Here is a 14,007-nt window from a genome sequence, read left to right as displayed (position 1 = left end):
TCCTTGAATTAACCTTTAAAAACTTTTTCTAAAGAAACACCTCTTTGTTTTGCAACAGTATGAGCGCTTCTCATTTGTAATAAAGCATCAAAAGTTGCTTTCACTACGTTATGAGGATTTGATGATCCTTGAGATTTAGATAATACGTCGTGAATACCTACTGATTCAAGAACTGAACGAACAGCTCCACCAGCAATAACTCCTGTACCATGAGAAGCAGGAATTAAGAACACACGTGCACCACCAAATTTACCTTTTTGTTCGTGAGGAACAGATTGTCCATTCAAAGGAATTTTTACTAAATTTTTCTTAGCATCTTCTACTGCTTTCGCAATTGCTTCAGAAACGTCTTTAGATTTTCCTAATCCGTGACCAACTACTCCATTTTCATCACCTACAACTACAATAGCAGAAAAACCGAAAGCTCTACCACCTTTTGTAACTTTAGTAACACGATTAACACTAACTAGACGATCTTTAAGTTCAAGACCACTAGGTTTTACCAATTCTACATTTTTGTATTTAGACATAATATATTAGAATTTAAGTCCAGCGGCTCTTGCGCCTTCTGCTAATGATTTAATACGACCGTGATATAAATATCCACCTCTATCAAAAGTGATGGTATCAATCCCAGCTTTTAACGCTTTTTCTGCAACTAGTTTTCCAACAGCAGCAGCTACTTCAACGTTAGTACCTTTTCCTATTTCTTTTTCTCTAGAAGATGCAGCTAATATAGTAACTCCATTTACATCATCAATGATTTGAGCGTAAATTTCTTTATTACTTCTAAAAACAGAAAGTCTTGGTCTTGCAGCAGAACCACTAACCGATTTTCTAATTCTGAATTTAATTCTCTGTCTTCTTTCAGATTTTGTTAATGACATAATCTTATTTTTTAAGCTGATTTACCTGCTTTTCTTCTTAATACTTCACCCACAAATTTAACACCTTTTCCTTTATATGGCTCTGGCTTACGGAAACCTCTGATTTTCGCAGCAACTTGACCTAAAAGTTGTTTATCAAATGATGTTAATTTTACGATAGGGTTCTTACCTTTTTCAGATATTGTTTCTAAAGCTACTTCTGGAGCAATTTCTAAAACAATATTGTGAGAATATCCAAGAGCTAAATCTAATTTTTGACCTTGGTTTGAAGCTCTATAACCAACTCCAACTAATTCTAGTTCTTTTGTGAAACCTTCAGATACACCAACAACCATATTACTGATCAAAGATCTGAATAATCCGTGTTTTGCTCTATGGTCTTTATGATCAGACGATCTTTCTACTAAAACTTGATCGCCTTCAACAGTTACATTTACGTCCGAAAACTCCTGAACTAGTTGACCTTTTTTTCCTTTTACTGTAATAATACCGTCTTTAACTTCAACAGTTACACCAGCAGGGATTACAATTGGGCTTTTACCTATTCTTGACATCTTATCTAGTGTTTAAAATTAGTATACGTAACAAATTACTTCACCACCTACATTTAATTGCTTAGCTTGTTTTCCTGTCATCAAACCTTTTGATGTAGAAACAATAGCAATTCCTAATCCATTAAGGATTCTAGGTAATTTGGCAGCACCTGCGTACTTACGTAAACCAGGTTTACTAATTCTTTGGATATCTTTGATTACAGGCTCTTTAGTATCTTTATCATACTTCAAAGCAATTTTGATAGAACCTTGTACAGTGTTCTGTTCAAATTTGTAACTTAAGATATAACCTTGATCAAATAAGATCTTAGTTATTTCTTTTTTAAGATTAGAAGCTGGAATTTCAACAACTTTGTGGTTTGCAGCCACAGCGTTACGAACTCTAGTCAAATAATCTGCAATAGGATCTGTATACATATGTATTTGATTGCGATTATGGTTTTCGGGAGACACTCGTCTCCCGAACCTTTAATCAATTAAAAATTATTTTTTGGTTTGCAAAAGTAATAACTTATTGCGAGATTACCAAGACGCTTTTTTAACTCCTGGAATTAATCCATTATTAGCCATTTCACGGAAAGTTACACGTGAAATACCAAATTGACGAATATAACCTCTAGGTCTTCCTGTTAATTTACAACGATTGTGTAAACGAACTGGTGAAGCATTTTTAGGTAATTTTTGTAAGCCTTCATAATCTCCAGCTTCTAATAAAGCTTTTCTTTTTTCAGCATACTTAGCTACCGTTTTCTCTCTTTTCACCTCACGGGCTTTCATTGATTCTTTAGCCATGTCTTAATTCTTTTTAAAAGGTAATCCTAATTCAGCCAATAATGACTTTGCTTCCTTGTCTGTTTTTGCAGTAGTAACAAATGTAATATCCATTCCTGAAATTTTGTTTACTTTGTCAATATCAATTTCAGGGAAAATGATTTGCTCTAAAACTCCAAGATTGTAGTTACCTCTTCCGTCGAAACCAGTAGCTTTAATACCACCAAAATCTCTAACGCGCGGTAAAGCAGAAGTAATAAGTCTATCTAAAAACTCATACATTCTTTCACCACGTAAAGTTACTTTTGCTCCAATAGGCATCCCTTTTCTTAATTTGAAAGACGCAACGTCTTTCTTAGAAATTGTAGATACTGCTTTTTGTCCAGTGATCTTTGTCAACTCATCAACTGCATAGTCAATAAGTTTTTTATCAGATACAGCTGCACCAACTCCACGGCTCAAAACGATTTTTTCAAGTTTAGGAACTTGCATTACGTTTGTATATCCGAACTCTTCTTTAAGAGCAGAGATTACTCTACTCTTATATTCTTCTTTTAGTCTAGGTGTATATGCCATTACTATAGTACTTGATTAGATTTTTTTGAAAATCTTACTTTCTTATCTCCTTCTACTCTAATACCTACTCTAGTTGTTTCCTTAGTTTTAGGATCAATTAAAGCAATGTTAGAAATTTGAATAGAAGCCTCTTTCTTAACGATACCACCTTGAGGGTTTTTAGCACTTGGTTTTGTATGTTTCGAAACCATGTTTACACCTTCAACTATCGCTTTATTTTTCTCACGGTAAACACGTAGAACTTTACCTTCAGCACCTTTATGGTCTCCAGCAATAACTCTTACGATATCTCCTGATTTTATTTTTAGCTTTATCATCTTAAAACGAATTAAAGCACTTCTGGTGCTAATGATACAATTTTCATGAATTGTTTTTCACGAAGTTCTCTTGCTACCGGACCAAAAACACGAGTTCCTCTCATTTCCCCTGCAGCGTTCAAAAGAACACATGCATTGTCATCGAAACGGATATAAGAACCATCAGCTCTTCTCACTTCTTTTTTGGTACGTACAACAACTGCAGTTGAAACAGCTCCTTTTTTAACGTTTCCGTTTGGAGTTGCATCTTTAATAGATACTACAATCTTGTCACCAACAGAGGCATACCTTCTTTTGGTACCTCCTAAAACACGGATAGTTAAAACTTCCTTAGCTCCCGTGTTATCTGCTACTTTTAGTCTTGATTCCTGTTGTACCATAATTATTTAGCTCTTTCTAAGATTTCAACTAATCTCCAACATTTTGTTTTACTTAAAGGACGCGTTTCGCTAATTCTTACAGTATCTCCAATGTTACAGTCGTTTGTTTCGTCGTGTGCAACATATTTCTTTGTTTTCAACACGAACTTACCGTATAATGGGTGTTTTACTTTTCTTACTTCAGCAATAACAATAGACTTATCCATTTTATTTGAAGTAACAACACCTATTCTTTCTTTTCTTAAATTTCTTTTTTCTTCCATCTTTCAGCAGAATACAATTATTGTAACTCTCTTTTAGTTAACTCTGTAGCTAATCTTGCAACTGTTCTTCTAACGCTTCTAATTTGAAGTGGGTTAGCAATTGGAGAAATAGCATGAGCCATTTTTAGGTCAGCATATACTTTCTTAGTTTGACTAAGCTTTTCTTGCAACTCCGCTGCAGAAAGATCTTTTATTTCTGATTGTTTCATAATAAATATAAATTATGCTTCGAAATCTCTAGCAACGACGAATTTAGTTTTTACCGGAAGTTTCTGAGCCGCAAGACGTAAAGCCTCTTTTGCAACTGACAACGGAACTCCTCCAACTTCAAACATAATTCTTCCTGGTTTAACAACAGCAGCCCAATACTCAACTGCTCCTTTACCTTTACCCATACGTACTTCAAGAGGTTTCTTAGTGATAGGTTTGTCTGGAAATATTTTAATCCATAATTGTCCCTCTCTCTTCATGTAACGAGTTGCAGCGATACGTGCAGCTTCGATTTGACGAGAAGTTAAGAACATTCCATCTTCATGTACAGATTTAATACCAAACATTCCATTAGAAAGTTCATGCCCTCTTTGAGAGTTACCTTTCATCTTACCTTTTTGTACCTTACGGTATTTTGTTCTTTTAGGCTGTAACATTTTTCTTTAGTTTAAAAATTTACTTTCTTTTACGAGCGTCTGGTTTACCACCTTTGTTAAAAGGTTTTCTATCTCCTCTTGGAGAATCTCCACCTTTACCACCACCAGTTCCAGATTGTTTTTTATCCATTCCTGCAAGTGGAGAAAGATCTCTTTTTCCGTAAACCTCACCTTTCATGATCCATACTTTGATACCCATTCTACCGTAAGTAGTATGAGCTTCAGCCAAAGCATAATCAATATCAGCTCTGAAAGTTGATAGAGGAATTCTACCTTCTTTGAAACCTTCCGAACGCGCCATCTCAGCACCATTCAAACGTCCAGAAATCAAAACTTTGATACCCTCAGCGTTCATACGCATAGAAGCAGCAATAGCCATTTTGATTGCACGTCTGTAAGAAATACGGCTTTCGATTTGACGAGCGATGCTTGTCGCCACAAGATAAGCATCTAACTCAGGTCTTTTAATTTCAAAGATGTTGATTTGAACCTCTTTGTCAGTAACTTTCTTAAGTTCTTCTTTTAACTTGTCTACCTCTTGCCCACCTTTTCCGATAATAATACCAGGTCTAGCAGTAGTGATAGTAACGGTTACAAGTTTCAAAGTTCTCTCGATGATTACTTTTGATACACTAGCTTTTGATAAACGAGCATGGATATACTTTCTGATTTTGTGATCTTCGGCTAATTTATCACCGTAATCATTTCCACCATACCAGTTTGAGTCCCATCCTCTGATGATACCAAGTCTATTTCCAATTGGATTTGTCTTTTGTCCCATGCTGCTTAAGAATTGCTTTGTGTGTTATTGATAGCTCCAAGCACGATTGTTACGTGATTCGAACGTTTTCTGATTCTGTGTGCACGACCTTGTGGAGCTGGACGAAGTCTTTTTAACATCATTCCACCATCTACTCTGATCTCTTTAACAAATAATCCAGCTTCTTCTAAATTACCTTCACTATTTTTTTGCTCCCAGTTGTTGATTGCAGACAATAATAGTTTTTCTAATTTTCTTGAAGCTTCTTTAGAACTGAATCTTAAAATGTTAAGTGCTCTTTCTACCTTCTGACCTCTTACCAAGTCCGCTACTAAGCGCATTTTTCTAGGTGAAGTAGGGCAGTTATTCAATTTTGCGAAAGCAATAGACTTATTAGCCTCTTTTCTCGCATCTGCTGTTTCTCTTTTACGAACTCCCATTGCTTCTTATTTTTTACCTTTATTTTTTGCTCCAGCATGACCTCTAAAAGATCTAGTTGGTGAAAACTCTCCTAATTTGTGACCTACCATGTTTTCTGTTACGTAAACTGGTACAAATTGACGACCGTTATGAACTGCGATAGTTTGTCCAACGAAATCTGGAGTAATCATTGAAGCTCTAGACCAAGTCTTAACAACTGCATTTTTACCACTTTCTACGTTTTCCTGAACTTTCTTGTCTAATTTATAATGAACGAAAGGTCCTTTTTTTAATGAACGTGCCATATCTTATTATTTCTTTCTACGTTCTACGATATACTTGTTACTCGGGTTTTTCTTAGAACGAGTTCTGTAACCTTTAGCTGGCAATCCGTTTCTTGAACGTGGGTGCCCTCCAGAAGAACGTCCTTCACCACCTCCCATAGGGTGATCAACTGGGTTCATCGCTACTGGTCTAGTTCTAGGTCTTCTTCCTAACCATCTTGTTCTACCTGCTTTACCAGATACAACTAATTGGTGGTCAGAGTTAGAAACAGCTCCAATTGTAGCCGAACAAGTTAACAAGATTAATCTTGTTTCACCAGATGGCATTTTAATTGTTGCATATTTCCCGTCTCTTGCCATTAACTGAGCAAAAGTTCCAGCTGAACGAGCAATAACAGCTCCTTGTCCTGGACGTAACTCAATACAAGATATAACAGTTCCAAGAGGAATTCTGCTTAAAGGTAATGTATTACCAATTTCAGGTTGAGATTCTGGACCAGAAACTAATTTCTGACCAACTTTCAATCCGTTTTGAGCAATTACATAAGTTTTCTCTCCATCAGCGTAAGCTAATAAAGCGATAAATGCAGTACGATTTGGATCGTATTCGATTGATTTCACTGTAGCCGGAATTCCGTCTTTAGTTCTTTTGAAATCAATAATACGATATCTCTGCTTGTGACCACCACCCGTATAACGCATGGTCATCTTTCCTTGACTATTTCTACCTCCAGAGTTTTTTATCGGCGCTATCAAAGAGCGTTCCGGCTTATCAGTTGTAATGGCGTCATAACCATTCACAACTCTAAATCGCTGACCTGGGGTAATAGGTTTTAATTTTCTTACTGACATTTTTCTATCTTAGATATTGTTGTAAAAATCAATTGTTTCTCCTTCTTGTACTTGAACAATCGCTTTTTTAATTGCATTTGTCTTTCCACTGATTAAACCACTTTTAGTGTATTTAGTAGATCTGTCTGGTCTCACATTCATAGTGTTAACAGAAACGATAGTTACTCCATAAGCAGCTTCAACAGCTTTCTTAATCTGAACTTTGTTCGCTTTTTTGTCAACAACGAATCCAAAACGGTTTAGAACTTCACTTTCTTTGGTTACTTTTTCCGTTACTATAGGTCTGATAATGATGCTCATATTCCTATTATTTACTTAAATTTTCTTCAATTAACTCTAAAGAACCTTCCAAAAGCACTAAATTATTAGCGTTTAATATTGCGTAAGTGCTTAATTCTGAGCTAGTTACGACGCTTGAAGCCTTTAAATTACGTGACGACAAATATACATTTTTATTTGACTCACCCAATACAAATAGAGATTTTTTATTTTCTAACCCTAAAGCTTTCAAAACGTTAATGAAATTTTTAGTGTTTGGCGCTTCAAAATTAAAGTCTTCAAGAACAACAATATTTGACTCTTTTGCTTTAATTGAGAAAGCTGATTTTCTTGCCAATCTTTTCAAGTTTTTATTCAATTTGAATGAATAACTTCTTGGTCTTGGTCCGAAAACTGTTCCTCCACCTTTAAACAAAGGATTTTTAACGCTTCCTGCACGAGCAGTACCCGTTCCCTTTTGTTTTTTAATCTTACGCGTACTTCCAGTTACTTCAGCTCTTTCTTTAGCTTTATGAGTACCTTGTCTTTGATTAGCAAGATATTGCTTAACATCAAGATATACTGCGTGATTGTTTGGTTCAATTGCGAATACTGAATCAGAAAGTTGAACTTTTCTTCCAGTATCTTTTCCGTTGAAATCTAATACTTTTACTTCCATTACTTCTGAATGATTACGTAAGAGTTTTTGTGCCCAGGAATACACCCTTTAACAACAAGTAGGTTCTTTTCAGCAACTACTTTTAAAACTCTAAGGTTTTGAACTTTTACATTTTCTCCTCCCATTCTTCCAGCCATACGCATTCCTTTGAATACTCTAGATGGATAAGAAGAAGCTCCTACAGAACCTGGCGCTCTTAAACGGTTGTGCTGACCATGAGTAGCTTGTCCAACACCACCAAAACCGTGACGTTTAACAACACCTTGGAAACCTTTACCTTTAGACACACCTTGTACATCTACAAATTCTCCTTCTTCAAAAATAGAAACATCAATAAGATCTCCTAATTTTTGTTCAGTTGCGAAATCTTGGAATTCAACGACTTTTTTCTTAGCAACAGTTCCAGCTTTTTTAAAGTGACCTAAAGCCGCTTTAGTAGAATGTTTCTCGTTTTTGTCATCGAAACCAAGTTGCAACGCTTCGTACCCGTCAACACCTTTGGTTCTGACTTGGGTAACAACACATGGACCAGCTTCGATTACTGTACAAGGAATGTTTTTCCCGTTTTCATCAAAAATACTAGTCATGCCGATTTTCTTACCAATTAACCCAGACATAAATATTAATTATTAATTACTAAAATTCCCTTCAATTTGAAAATAACAGAAATTTCCAAACAGGGAGTGCAAAAGTAGACATTAAAATTGAATATACCAAACGCTTATAAAAATTAAATCGCTCATAATCAAAATCCAAGCTCCAAAATGACACCAAAAACAACTTTGATCATCTCAAAATTTTAAACATTTTTTTTAATCTTTAGACAATTCAGACTTAACAATTACTTAATAAAACTCAAACAAAAATCTTCCGAACCACCTTAAAACAAAGGACTTTACAAGAATCCAAAAGACTATAAAAATCGTAAAACATTTAAAAAATCAGCAAATCAAAATCATCTTTAAAAACAAAAAAAGCGAGACAGAAATGCCTCGCTTTTTATATAAAAAAATATAAAAAAAATTATACTTTTATCTCTACTTCTACTCCACTTGGCAATTCAAGTTTCATTAAAGCATCAATAGTTTTAGATGAAGATGAATAAATATCAATCAATCTCTTGTATGACATTACTTCAAATTGCTCTCTCGCTTTTTTGTTAACGTGCGGAGAACGTAACACAGTGAAAAGTTTTTTGTGAGTTGGCAACGGAATAGGACCTGTTACAACTGCTCCAGTAGTTTTTACTGTTTTTACGATCTTTTCAGCAGATTTATCTACCAACATGTGATCGTAAGATTTTAGTTTTATTCTGATTTTTTGACTCATTTTCTTAAGAATTAAGCGTTACCTTTTGCTTTTTTAATTACCGCTTCTGAAATATTAGAAGGCGTTTCTGCATAGTGAGAAAACTCCATTGTTGAAGTTGCTCTACCAGAAGATAATGTTCTTAATGTTGTTACATAACCAAACATTTCTGATAAAGGCACATCAGCCTTGATAGTTTTAGCTCCATTTCTGTCACCCATATCATTAACCTGACCTCTACGACGGTTCAAGTCACCTACGATATCACCCATATTTTCTTCTGGAGTAATAACTTCGATTTTCATGATTGGCTCAAGAATAACAGCTCCAGCAGCACGTCCAGATTCTTTATAACCCATTCTTGCAGCTAACTCAAAAGATAATGCATCAGAATCCACAGGGTGGAAAGATCCATCAGTTAAAGTTACTTTTAAACTATCCACAGCATATCCTGCTAATGGACCAGTTTTCATAGCCTCTCTAAATCCTTTTTCAACAGCAGGGATATATTCTTTAGGAACGTTACCACCTTTTACAGCATTGATAAATTGTAATCCAACCGGAACTTTACCATCAACTTCATCAGCAGGCTCAATTGTAAATACGATATCACCGAATTTACCACGACCTCCAGATTGTTTCTTGTAAGTCTCTCTATGTGTTGCAGATCTTGTAAACGCTTCTTTGTACTCAACTTGAGGCTCACCTTGGTTCACTTCAACTTTAAATTCACGTTTCATACGATCTACTAAGATATCTAAGTGAAGCTCACCCATACCTGAAATAATAGTTTGACCAGAAGCCTCATCAGTTCTAACTGTAAATGTTGGATCTTCTTCAGCTAATTTAGCTAAAGCCATACCCATTTTATCAACGTCAGCTTTTGTTTTTGGCTCAATAGCAATACCAATTACAGGATCTGGGAATTTCATAGATTCCAAGATAATTGGATTCTTTTCATCACAAAGAGTATCTCCTGTTTTAATATCTTTAAATCCAACAGCAGCACCAATATCTCCAGCCTCAATAAATTCGATTGGATTTTGTTTATTAGCATGCATTTGGTAGATACGAGAAATTCTTTCTTTATTACCAGAACGAGTATTCAAAACGTAAGAACCAGCATCTAAACGTCCAGAGTAAGCACGGAAGAAAGCTAAACGACCTACGAATGGGTCAGTAGCAATTTTAAATGCTAAAGCAGCGAATGGCTCTTTAACATCTGGCTTACGCAAGATTTTAGTTTGATCTTCTTCTAATAAATCAGCATCATCAGGGTGAATTCCTTCGATACCTTCTTTATCTAATGGAGATGGTAAATACTTACAAACCGCATCCAACATAAATTGAACACCTTTGTTTTTGAAAGATGAACCAGCAAGCATTGGGATAATTGCCATATCAATAGTAGCAGCTCTTAATGCATTGTTGATTTCTTCCTCTGTAATAGAGTTTTCATCCTCCATATATTTATCCAAAAGATTCTCGTCGTAAGTAGCAATCTCCTCGATAAGGATAGAACGATATTGTCTTACCTCGTCTACCATATCAGCAGGAATATCAACAATATCAAAAGTAGCTCCTTGAGTTTCATCATGCCATACGATAGCTTGATTTTTAACTAAGTCAACAATACCTTTAAAATCTGCTTCATCACCAATAGGCAAAGTAATTGCAACCGCATTCGATTTCAACATATCTTTAACCTGTCCGCATACTCCTAAAAAGTTAGCACCTTGACGGTCCATTTTGTTTACGAATCCCATACGAGGAACTCTATATTGATCAGCAAGTCTCCAGTTAGTTTCTGATTGTGGCTCAACACCATCAACAGCACTAAACAAGAAAACCAAACCATCAAGTACACGTAAAGAACGGTTTACCTCTACAGTAAAGTCAACGTGTCCAGGAGTATCAATAATATTAAAGTGATAAGGCAATGATTCCGGAAGAGTCTTACCTTGCTCAGTTGGAAAATTCCAAGTACAAGTTGTAGCAGCAGAAGTAATTGTAATACCTCTTTCTTGCTCTTGCGCCATCCAGTCCATTGTTGCAGCACCATCGTGTACCTCACCAATTTTGTGTGACTTTCCAGTATAAAAAAGAATACGCTCAGTTGTTGTTGTTTTACCAGCATCAATGTGAGCAGCAATCCCGATATTTCTTGTATATTTTAAATCTCTAGCCATTTCTTACGAATTAAAATCTAAAGTGAGAGAATGCTTTGTTAGCTTCTGCCATTTTGTGAGTATCCATTCTTTTCTTAACCGCAGCACCTTCTTCTTTAGCAGCAGCTAAACATTCTGACGCTAAACGTTGTGCCATAGATTTTTCATTTCTTCTTCTTGAATAAAGTATTAACCACTTCATTGCCATAGAAATTTTTCTGTCTGGACGAATCTGCATTGGAATTTGGAATGTAGCTCCTCCAACTCTACGGCTACGTACTTCTACGTGAGGCATAACGTTTGTTAAAGCATCTTTCCAAATCTCTAATGAAGTCTTCTCATCATTTTGCTTTTTAGTTTCGATGATATCAATTGCATCATAAAATACTTTAAAAGCTGTAGATTTCTTACCATCCCACATTAAGTTATTCACAAAACGTGTTACTAATTGGTCGTTAAACCTTGGATCCGGTAAAAGTGGTCTTTTCTTTGCCGCTCTTTTTCTCATGTCTTTTTCTTAAAAGTTTTTAAATTACTTTTTTGCTTCTTTTGGGCGTTTAGCACCGTACTTAGATCTTCTTTGCGTTCTTCCTGCAACTCCTGACGTGTCAAGCGCTCCACGAACGATATGATATCTAACACCTGGTAAATCTTTTACCCTTCCACCTCGCACTAATACTATCGAGTGCTCTTGTAGATTATGTCCTTCTCCAGGGATGTAAGCATTCACTTCATTACCATTTGTCAAACGCACACGCGCAACTTTACGCATTGCAGAGTTTGGTTTTTTTGGTGTAGTAGTGTAAACACGCGTACAAACCCCTCTTCTTTGAGGACAAGAATCTAAAGCAACCGATTTACTCTTCTTAGTGATCTGAGTTCTTCCTGTTCTTACTAATTGTTGAATTGTTGGCATAATTAATACTAAAAATTATTATGTTTATTAAATTCCCGCTTTTTACGGGGTTGCAAATGTATAAAATATTTTTCACTATACAAACGTTAAATCATTAATTTTCAAGAACATTATTTATCCTTATGTTTTTACAAACAAACAATAGATATTTGCAATACTATTAACAAATGAAAAAACAGCTTTTGAAACTCTTATTAAAAATATTCCTTCTTTACCTAATAAGCTTTTCAAGCTATGCCCAAAATTTCTACCTAACAATAAAGGGAGCTAACAAAACTGAAACTCAAATCATTGACTCTTTAAATTACAAAAAAGATCATCTAAATATAAAATCGCTATCTGAAGAAGTAAAAAACACATCCGAAAAGCTTTCTAAAATTGGTTATTTAGAAAACAATATTCAAAACACAACCCAAATAAATGACAGCACTTACAATACCGAAATTGATTTAAAAGAACAAACAAAATATATACATATATATATAGGTAGGAATAATTCTTTTTTTTATTGGGAAGAAACAAAAAATGACACCATAATTCTTCCGTACACTAAAGTTGAAAATTATTTAAATCAAAAAATTATCGATGCTGAAAAACAAGGTTACGCACTTAGCAAAATCAAACTTGAAAATATTCAAAAAAAGAAATCTATAATTTATGCGAACTTAAATTTCAAATCAGAAAAAAAAAGAACCATAAATTCAATTATACTTAATTATGCAAATTCAAAAGGAAAAGATTTTTTCCCACAAGGACATTTAAAACAACTCAATAAAAAATATTTAAATAAAACATTCAATCAAGAAACAACACAACAACTCTACGAAGACATAAACAGTTATGAATTTATTTCACAAACAAAATATCCCGAAATACTATTCACAACCGATTCAACCAAAATTTACACCTATATAGAAAAAAGAAAAGCAAACACTTTTGATGGCTATATTGGATTCTCGAACGACGACGAGAACAAAATGAATATAAATGGGTATATAGATATTACATTATTAAACACACTTCATGCCGGCGAACAATTTTCTTTGTACTGGAAGAGCGATGGAAATCAGCAAAAAACGTTCAATTCAAAATTAGAAATTCCATATATCTTTAAATCTCCATTAGGGATAAAAGCGCAATTGAACATATTCAAACAAGACAGTACTTTTCAAAACACAAAAACTGCTATTGACTTAGGATATTACTTAAATTACAATTCCAAAATTTACGCTGGATATCAATCAACCGAATCTAGCGATATCCAAAATATAAACAATTCACAAATCAGCGATTTTAAAAATGCATTTTTCACATCAAGCTTCGACTATAAACGAATTGACTACAAGAATAATCTTCTTCCTCGAAAAGCACTTGTAAACTGGATAATTGGTTACGGAAAAAGAAACACCAACAACGATCCTGAAACAGCCGGATCGAGTACGCAATTTTATACAAATTTAAATGCATCGTACAATTTCGAGATTAACTCCAAGAATTTCATTAACATAAATTCACAAAATTTCTATCTACAAAGCAAGAATTATATTTCCAATGAATTGTTTCGATTTGGCGGCATGAATTCCATTAGAGGTTTTTTAGAAAACAGTTTACAATCTAACTTTAATTTTTTAATTCTTACAGAATACAGATATAAATTTACACCAACCATCTACATACATACAATAGCAGATTATGGTATATATCAAGACTTAACATCTACAATTGATCCAAACAAAACAAAGAAATTAATAGGACTAGGAATTGGAACAGTTTTACAGACACCAAACGGATTATTAAAGATAAACCTCACAAATGGCGGTCAAAATACCGAAGAGTTACAATTATATAACACTATCGTAAACATATGTTATAATGTTAAATTTTAGCAGGAACTGAAAAAAGTTTAATCTAATATTAGGATAGTTAACAAATTATTAAGAGTTTTGCGATACTAATTCAAAATATTT

23 protein-coding genes are annotated in these 14,007 nt (G+C 34.5%); 1 reads left to right on the top strand and 22 read right to left on the bottom strand.

Going from position 1 to position 14,007, the window contains the following annotated elements:
- Positions 1-8 precede the first annotated feature (8 nt).
- The 22 genes from rpsE to rpsL all read right to left on the bottom strand — a co-directional run bounded on the left by rpsE (position 9) and on the right by rpsL (position 12,040).
- Entirely contained in the window at positions 9-533 is a 525-nt protein-coding gene (gene rpsE / locus ACNFIH_RS15615) for a 30S ribosomal protein S5 (RefSeq protein WP_085950926.1), read from the bottom strand.
- Between the two features lie 3 nt (positions 534-536).
- Positions 537-887 carry a 50S ribosomal protein L18 gene (gene rplR, locus ACNFIH_RS15610; protein ID WP_035650451.1) on the bottom strand — a complete coding sequence of 117 codons (351 nt, stop codon included), beginning with the start codon at positions 885-887 and terminating at the stop codon, positions 537-539.
- A gap of 11 nt (positions 888-898) precedes the next feature.
- A complete protein-coding gene (gene rplF / locus ACNFIH_RS15605) occupies positions 899-1,441 on the bottom strand; it encodes a 50S ribosomal protein L6 (RefSeq protein ID WP_035650454.1) in 543 nt (180 codons plus the stop codon).
- 18 nt (positions 1,442-1,459) lie between these two features.
- Positions 1,460-1,858, bottom strand: coding sequence for a 30S ribosomal protein S8 (gene rpsH, locus ACNFIH_RS15600; RefSeq protein WP_008464306.1), 399 nt, complete (start codon positions 1,856-1,858; stop codon positions 1,460-1,462).
- A 105-nt stretch (positions 1,859-1,963) separates the two neighbouring features.
- A complete protein-coding gene (rpsN, locus tag ACNFIH_RS15595) occupies positions 1,964-2,233 on the bottom strand; it encodes a 30S ribosomal protein S14 (RefSeq protein ID WP_031456037.1) in 270 nt (89 codons plus the stop codon).
- Positions 2,234-2,236: 3 nt separating this feature from the next.
- A complete protein-coding gene (rplE, locus tag ACNFIH_RS15590) occupies positions 2,237-2,788 on the bottom strand; it encodes a 50S ribosomal protein L5 (RefSeq protein WP_012022484.1) in 552 nt (183 codons plus the stop codon).
- 2 nt (positions 2,789-2,790) lie between these two features.
- Positions 2,791-3,105: a 50S ribosomal protein L24 gene (gene rplX, locus ACNFIH_RS15585; protein ID WP_026727873.1), complete on the bottom strand. Its 315-nt coding sequence runs from the start codon at positions 3,103-3,105 to the stop codon at positions 2,791-2,793.
- An 11-nt stretch (positions 3,106-3,116) separates the two neighbouring features.
- Positions 3,117-3,485: a 50S ribosomal protein L14 gene (gene rplN / locus ACNFIH_RS15580; RefSeq protein WP_007803649.1), complete on the bottom strand. Its 369-nt coding sequence runs from the start codon at positions 3,483-3,485 to the stop codon at positions 3,117-3,119.
- 2 nt (positions 3,486-3,487) lie between these two features.
- Positions 3,488-3,748: a 30S ribosomal protein S17 gene (rpsQ, locus tag ACNFIH_RS15575; protein WP_007803646.1), complete on the bottom strand. Its 261-nt coding sequence runs from the start codon at positions 3,746-3,748 to the stop codon at positions 3,488-3,490.
- A gap of 17 nt (positions 3,749-3,765) precedes the next feature.
- The gene (rpmC, locus tag ACNFIH_RS15570; RefSeq protein WP_008464297.1) at positions 3,766-3,957 is read right to left on the bottom strand and encodes a 50S ribosomal protein L29; all 192 of its coding nucleotides are present in this window, start codon (positions 3,955-3,957) and stop codon (positions 3,766-3,768) included.
- Between the two features lie 12 nt (positions 3,958-3,969).
- On the bottom strand, positions 3,970-4,395 hold the full coding sequence (gene rplP / locus ACNFIH_RS15565; RefSeq protein ID WP_017495016.1) for a 50S ribosomal protein L16: 426 nt from the start codon (positions 4,393-4,395) through the stop codon (positions 3,970-3,972).
- 19 nt (positions 4,396-4,414) lie between these two features.
- Positions 4,415-5,176, bottom strand: coding sequence for a 30S ribosomal protein S3 (gene rpsC / locus ACNFIH_RS15560; RefSeq protein WP_007803635.1), 762 nt, complete (start codon positions 5,174-5,176; stop codon positions 4,415-4,417).
- 5 nt (positions 5,177-5,181) lie between these two features.
- Positions 5,182-5,595 (bottom strand): 50S ribosomal protein L22, encoded by a 414-nt coding sequence (gene rplV / locus ACNFIH_RS15555; protein ID WP_007803631.1) that lies wholly within the window; start codon positions 5,593-5,595, stop codon positions 5,182-5,184.
- Positions 5,596-5,601: 6 nt separating this feature from the next.
- Positions 5,602-5,880 (bottom strand): 30S ribosomal protein S19, encoded by a 279-nt coding sequence (gene rpsS / locus ACNFIH_RS15550; protein WP_008464288.1) that lies wholly within the window; start codon positions 5,878-5,880, stop codon positions 5,602-5,604.
- A 6-nt stretch (positions 5,881-5,886) separates the two neighbouring features.
- On the bottom strand, positions 5,887-6,711 hold the full coding sequence (rplB, locus tag ACNFIH_RS15545; protein ID WP_035650459.1) for a 50S ribosomal protein L2: 825 nt from the start codon (positions 6,709-6,711) through the stop codon (positions 5,887-5,889).
- A 9-nt stretch (positions 6,712-6,720) separates the two neighbouring features.
- Positions 6,721-7,011, bottom strand: coding sequence for a 50S ribosomal protein L23 (rplW, locus tag ACNFIH_RS15540; RefSeq protein ID WP_012022489.1), 291 nt, complete (start codon positions 7,009-7,011; stop codon positions 6,721-6,723).
- Between the two features lie 7 nt (positions 7,012-7,018).
- Entirely contained in the window at positions 7,019-7,648 is a 630-nt protein-coding gene (gene rplD, locus ACNFIH_RS15535; RefSeq protein ID WP_229354988.1) for a 50S ribosomal protein L4, read from the bottom strand.
- Positions 7,648-8,265 carry a 50S ribosomal protein L3 gene (gene rplC, locus ACNFIH_RS15530; RefSeq protein WP_035650463.1) on the bottom strand — a complete coding sequence of 206 codons (618 nt, stop codon included), beginning with the start codon at positions 8,263-8,265 and terminating at the stop codon, positions 7,648-7,650. The genes rplD and rplC overlap by 1 nt, the downstream gene beginning before the upstream one ends.
- 406 nt (positions 8,266-8,671) lie before the next feature.
- Complete coding sequence (gene rpsJ, locus ACNFIH_RS15525; protein WP_007803605.1) at positions 8,672-8,977, bottom strand: 30S ribosomal protein S10; 306 nt, start codon at positions 8,975-8,977, stop codon at positions 8,672-8,674.
- An 11-nt stretch (positions 8,978-8,988) separates the two neighbouring features.
- Positions 8,989-11,145 carry an elongation factor G gene (gene fusA, locus ACNFIH_RS15520; RefSeq protein WP_035650464.1) on the bottom strand — a complete coding sequence of 719 codons (2,157 nt, stop codon included), beginning with the start codon at positions 11,143-11,145 and terminating at the stop codon, positions 8,989-8,991.
- A 10-nt stretch (positions 11,146-11,155) separates the two neighbouring features.
- The gene (gene rpsG, locus ACNFIH_RS15515) at positions 11,156-11,632 is read right to left on the bottom strand and encodes a 30S ribosomal protein S7 (protein ID WP_026727879.1); all 477 of its coding nucleotides are present in this window, start codon (positions 11,630-11,632) and stop codon (positions 11,156-11,158) included.
- Between the two features lie 24 nt (positions 11,633-11,656).
- Positions 11,657-12,040 carry a 30S ribosomal protein S12 gene (gene rpsL, locus ACNFIH_RS15510; RefSeq protein WP_007136570.1) on the bottom strand — a complete coding sequence of 128 codons (384 nt, stop codon included), beginning with the start codon at positions 12,038-12,040 and terminating at the stop codon, positions 11,657-11,659.
- Between the two features lie 167 nt (positions 12,041-12,207).
- Between rpsL and ACNFIH_RS15505 the strand changes: the two genes are divergently transcribed.
- Positions 12,208-13,926 (top strand): hypothetical protein, encoded by a 1,719-nt coding sequence (locus tag ACNFIH_RS15505; RefSeq protein ID WP_426483830.1) that lies wholly within the window; start codon positions 12,208-12,210, stop codon positions 13,924-13,926.
- Positions 13,927-14,007 lie beyond the last annotated feature (81 nt).

The organism is Flavobacterium sp. 2, assembly GCF_049949195.1.
Classification (GTDB): domain Bacteria; phylum Bacteroidota; class Bacteroidia; order Flavobacteriales; family Flavobacteriaceae; genus Flavobacterium.
This window is presented reverse-complemented; position numbering and strand designations above follow the sequence as displayed.

What these genes read in the sequence shown, in the direction of transcription:
- rplP (WP_017495016.1), bottom strand. Translation starts at nt 4,395, where the DNA reads ATGTTACAGCCTAAAAGAACAAAATACCGTAAGGTACAAAAAGGTAAG.
- rplN (WP_007803649.1), bottom strand. Translation starts at nt 3,485, where the DNA reads ATGGTACAACAGGAATCAAGACTAAAAGTAGCAGATAACACGGGAGCT.
- rpsS (WP_008464288.1), bottom strand. Translation starts at nt 5,880, where the DNA reads ATGGCACGTTCATTAAAAAAAGGACCTTTCGTTCATTATAAATTAGAC.
- rpsQ (WP_007803646.1), bottom strand. Translation starts at nt 3,748, where the DNA reads ATGGAAGAAAAAAGAAATTTAAGAAAAGAAAGAATAGGTGTTGTTACT.
- rpsJ (WP_007803605.1), bottom strand. Translation starts at nt 8,977, where the DNA reads ATGAGTCAAAAAATCAGAATAAAACTAAAATCTTACGATCACATGTTG.
- rpsN (WP_031456037.1), bottom strand. Translation starts at nt 2,233, where the DNA reads ATGGCTAAAGAATCAATGAAAGCCCGTGAGGTGAAAAGAGAGAAAACG.
- rpsC (WP_007803635.1), bottom strand. Translation starts at nt 5,176, where the DNA reads ATGGGACAAAAGACAAATCCAATTGGAAATAGACTTGGTATCATCAGA.
- ACNFIH_RS15505 (WP_426483830.1), top strand. Translation starts at nt 12,208, where the DNA reads ATGAAAAAACAGCTTTTGAAACTCTTATTAAAAATATTCCTTCTTTAC.
- rplD (WP_229354988.1), bottom strand. Translation starts at nt 7,648, where the DNA reads ATGGAAGTAAAAGTATTAGATTTCAACGGAAAAGATACTGGAAGAAAA.
- rpsL (WP_007136570.1), bottom strand. Translation starts at nt 12,040, where the DNA reads ATGCCAACAATTCAACAATTAGTAAGAACAGGAAGAACTCAGATCACT.
- rplB (WP_035650459.1), bottom strand. Translation starts at nt 6,711, where the DNA reads ATGTCAGTAAGAAAATTAAAACCTATTACCCCAGGTCAGCGATTTAGA.
- rplE (WP_012022484.1), bottom strand. Translation starts at nt 2,788, where the DNA reads ATGGCATATACACCTAGACTAAAAGAAGAATATAAGAGTAGAGTAATC.
- rplX (WP_026727873.1), bottom strand. Translation starts at nt 3,105, where the DNA reads ATGATAAAGCTAAAAATAAAATCAGGAGATATCGTAAGAGTTATTGCT.
- rpmC (WP_008464297.1), bottom strand. Translation starts at nt 3,957, where the DNA reads ATGAAACAATCAGAAATAAAAGATCTTTCTGCAGCGGAGTTGCAAGAA.
- rplR (WP_035650451.1), bottom strand. Translation starts at nt 887, where the DNA reads ATGTCATTAACAAAATCTGAAAGAAGACAGAGAATTAAATTCAGAATT.
- rpsG (WP_026727879.1), bottom strand. Translation starts at nt 11,632, where the DNA reads ATGAGAAAAAGAGCGGCAAAGAAAAGACCACTTTTACCGGATCCAAGG.
- rplF (WP_035650454.1), bottom strand. Translation starts at nt 1,441, where the DNA reads ATGTCAAGAATAGGTAAAAGCCCAATTGTAATCCCTGCTGGTGTAACT.
- rpsH (WP_008464306.1), bottom strand. Translation starts at nt 1,858, where the DNA reads ATGTATACAGATCCTATTGCAGATTATTTGACTAGAGTTCGTAACGCT.
- rplC (WP_035650463.1), bottom strand. Translation starts at nt 8,265, where the DNA reads ATGTCTGGGTTAATTGGTAAGAAAATCGGCATGACTAGTATTTTTGAT.
- rplW (WP_012022489.1), bottom strand. Translation starts at nt 7,011, where the DNA reads ATGAGCATCATTATCAGACCTATAGTAACGGAAAAAGTAACCAAAGAA.
- fusA (WP_035650464.1), bottom strand. Translation starts at nt 11,145, where the DNA reads ATGGCTAGAGATTTAAAATATACAAGAAATATCGGGATTGCTGCTCAC.
- rplV (WP_007803631.1), bottom strand. Translation starts at nt 5,595, where the DNA reads ATGGGAGTTCGTAAAAGAGAAACAGCAGATGCGAGAAAAGAGGCTAAT.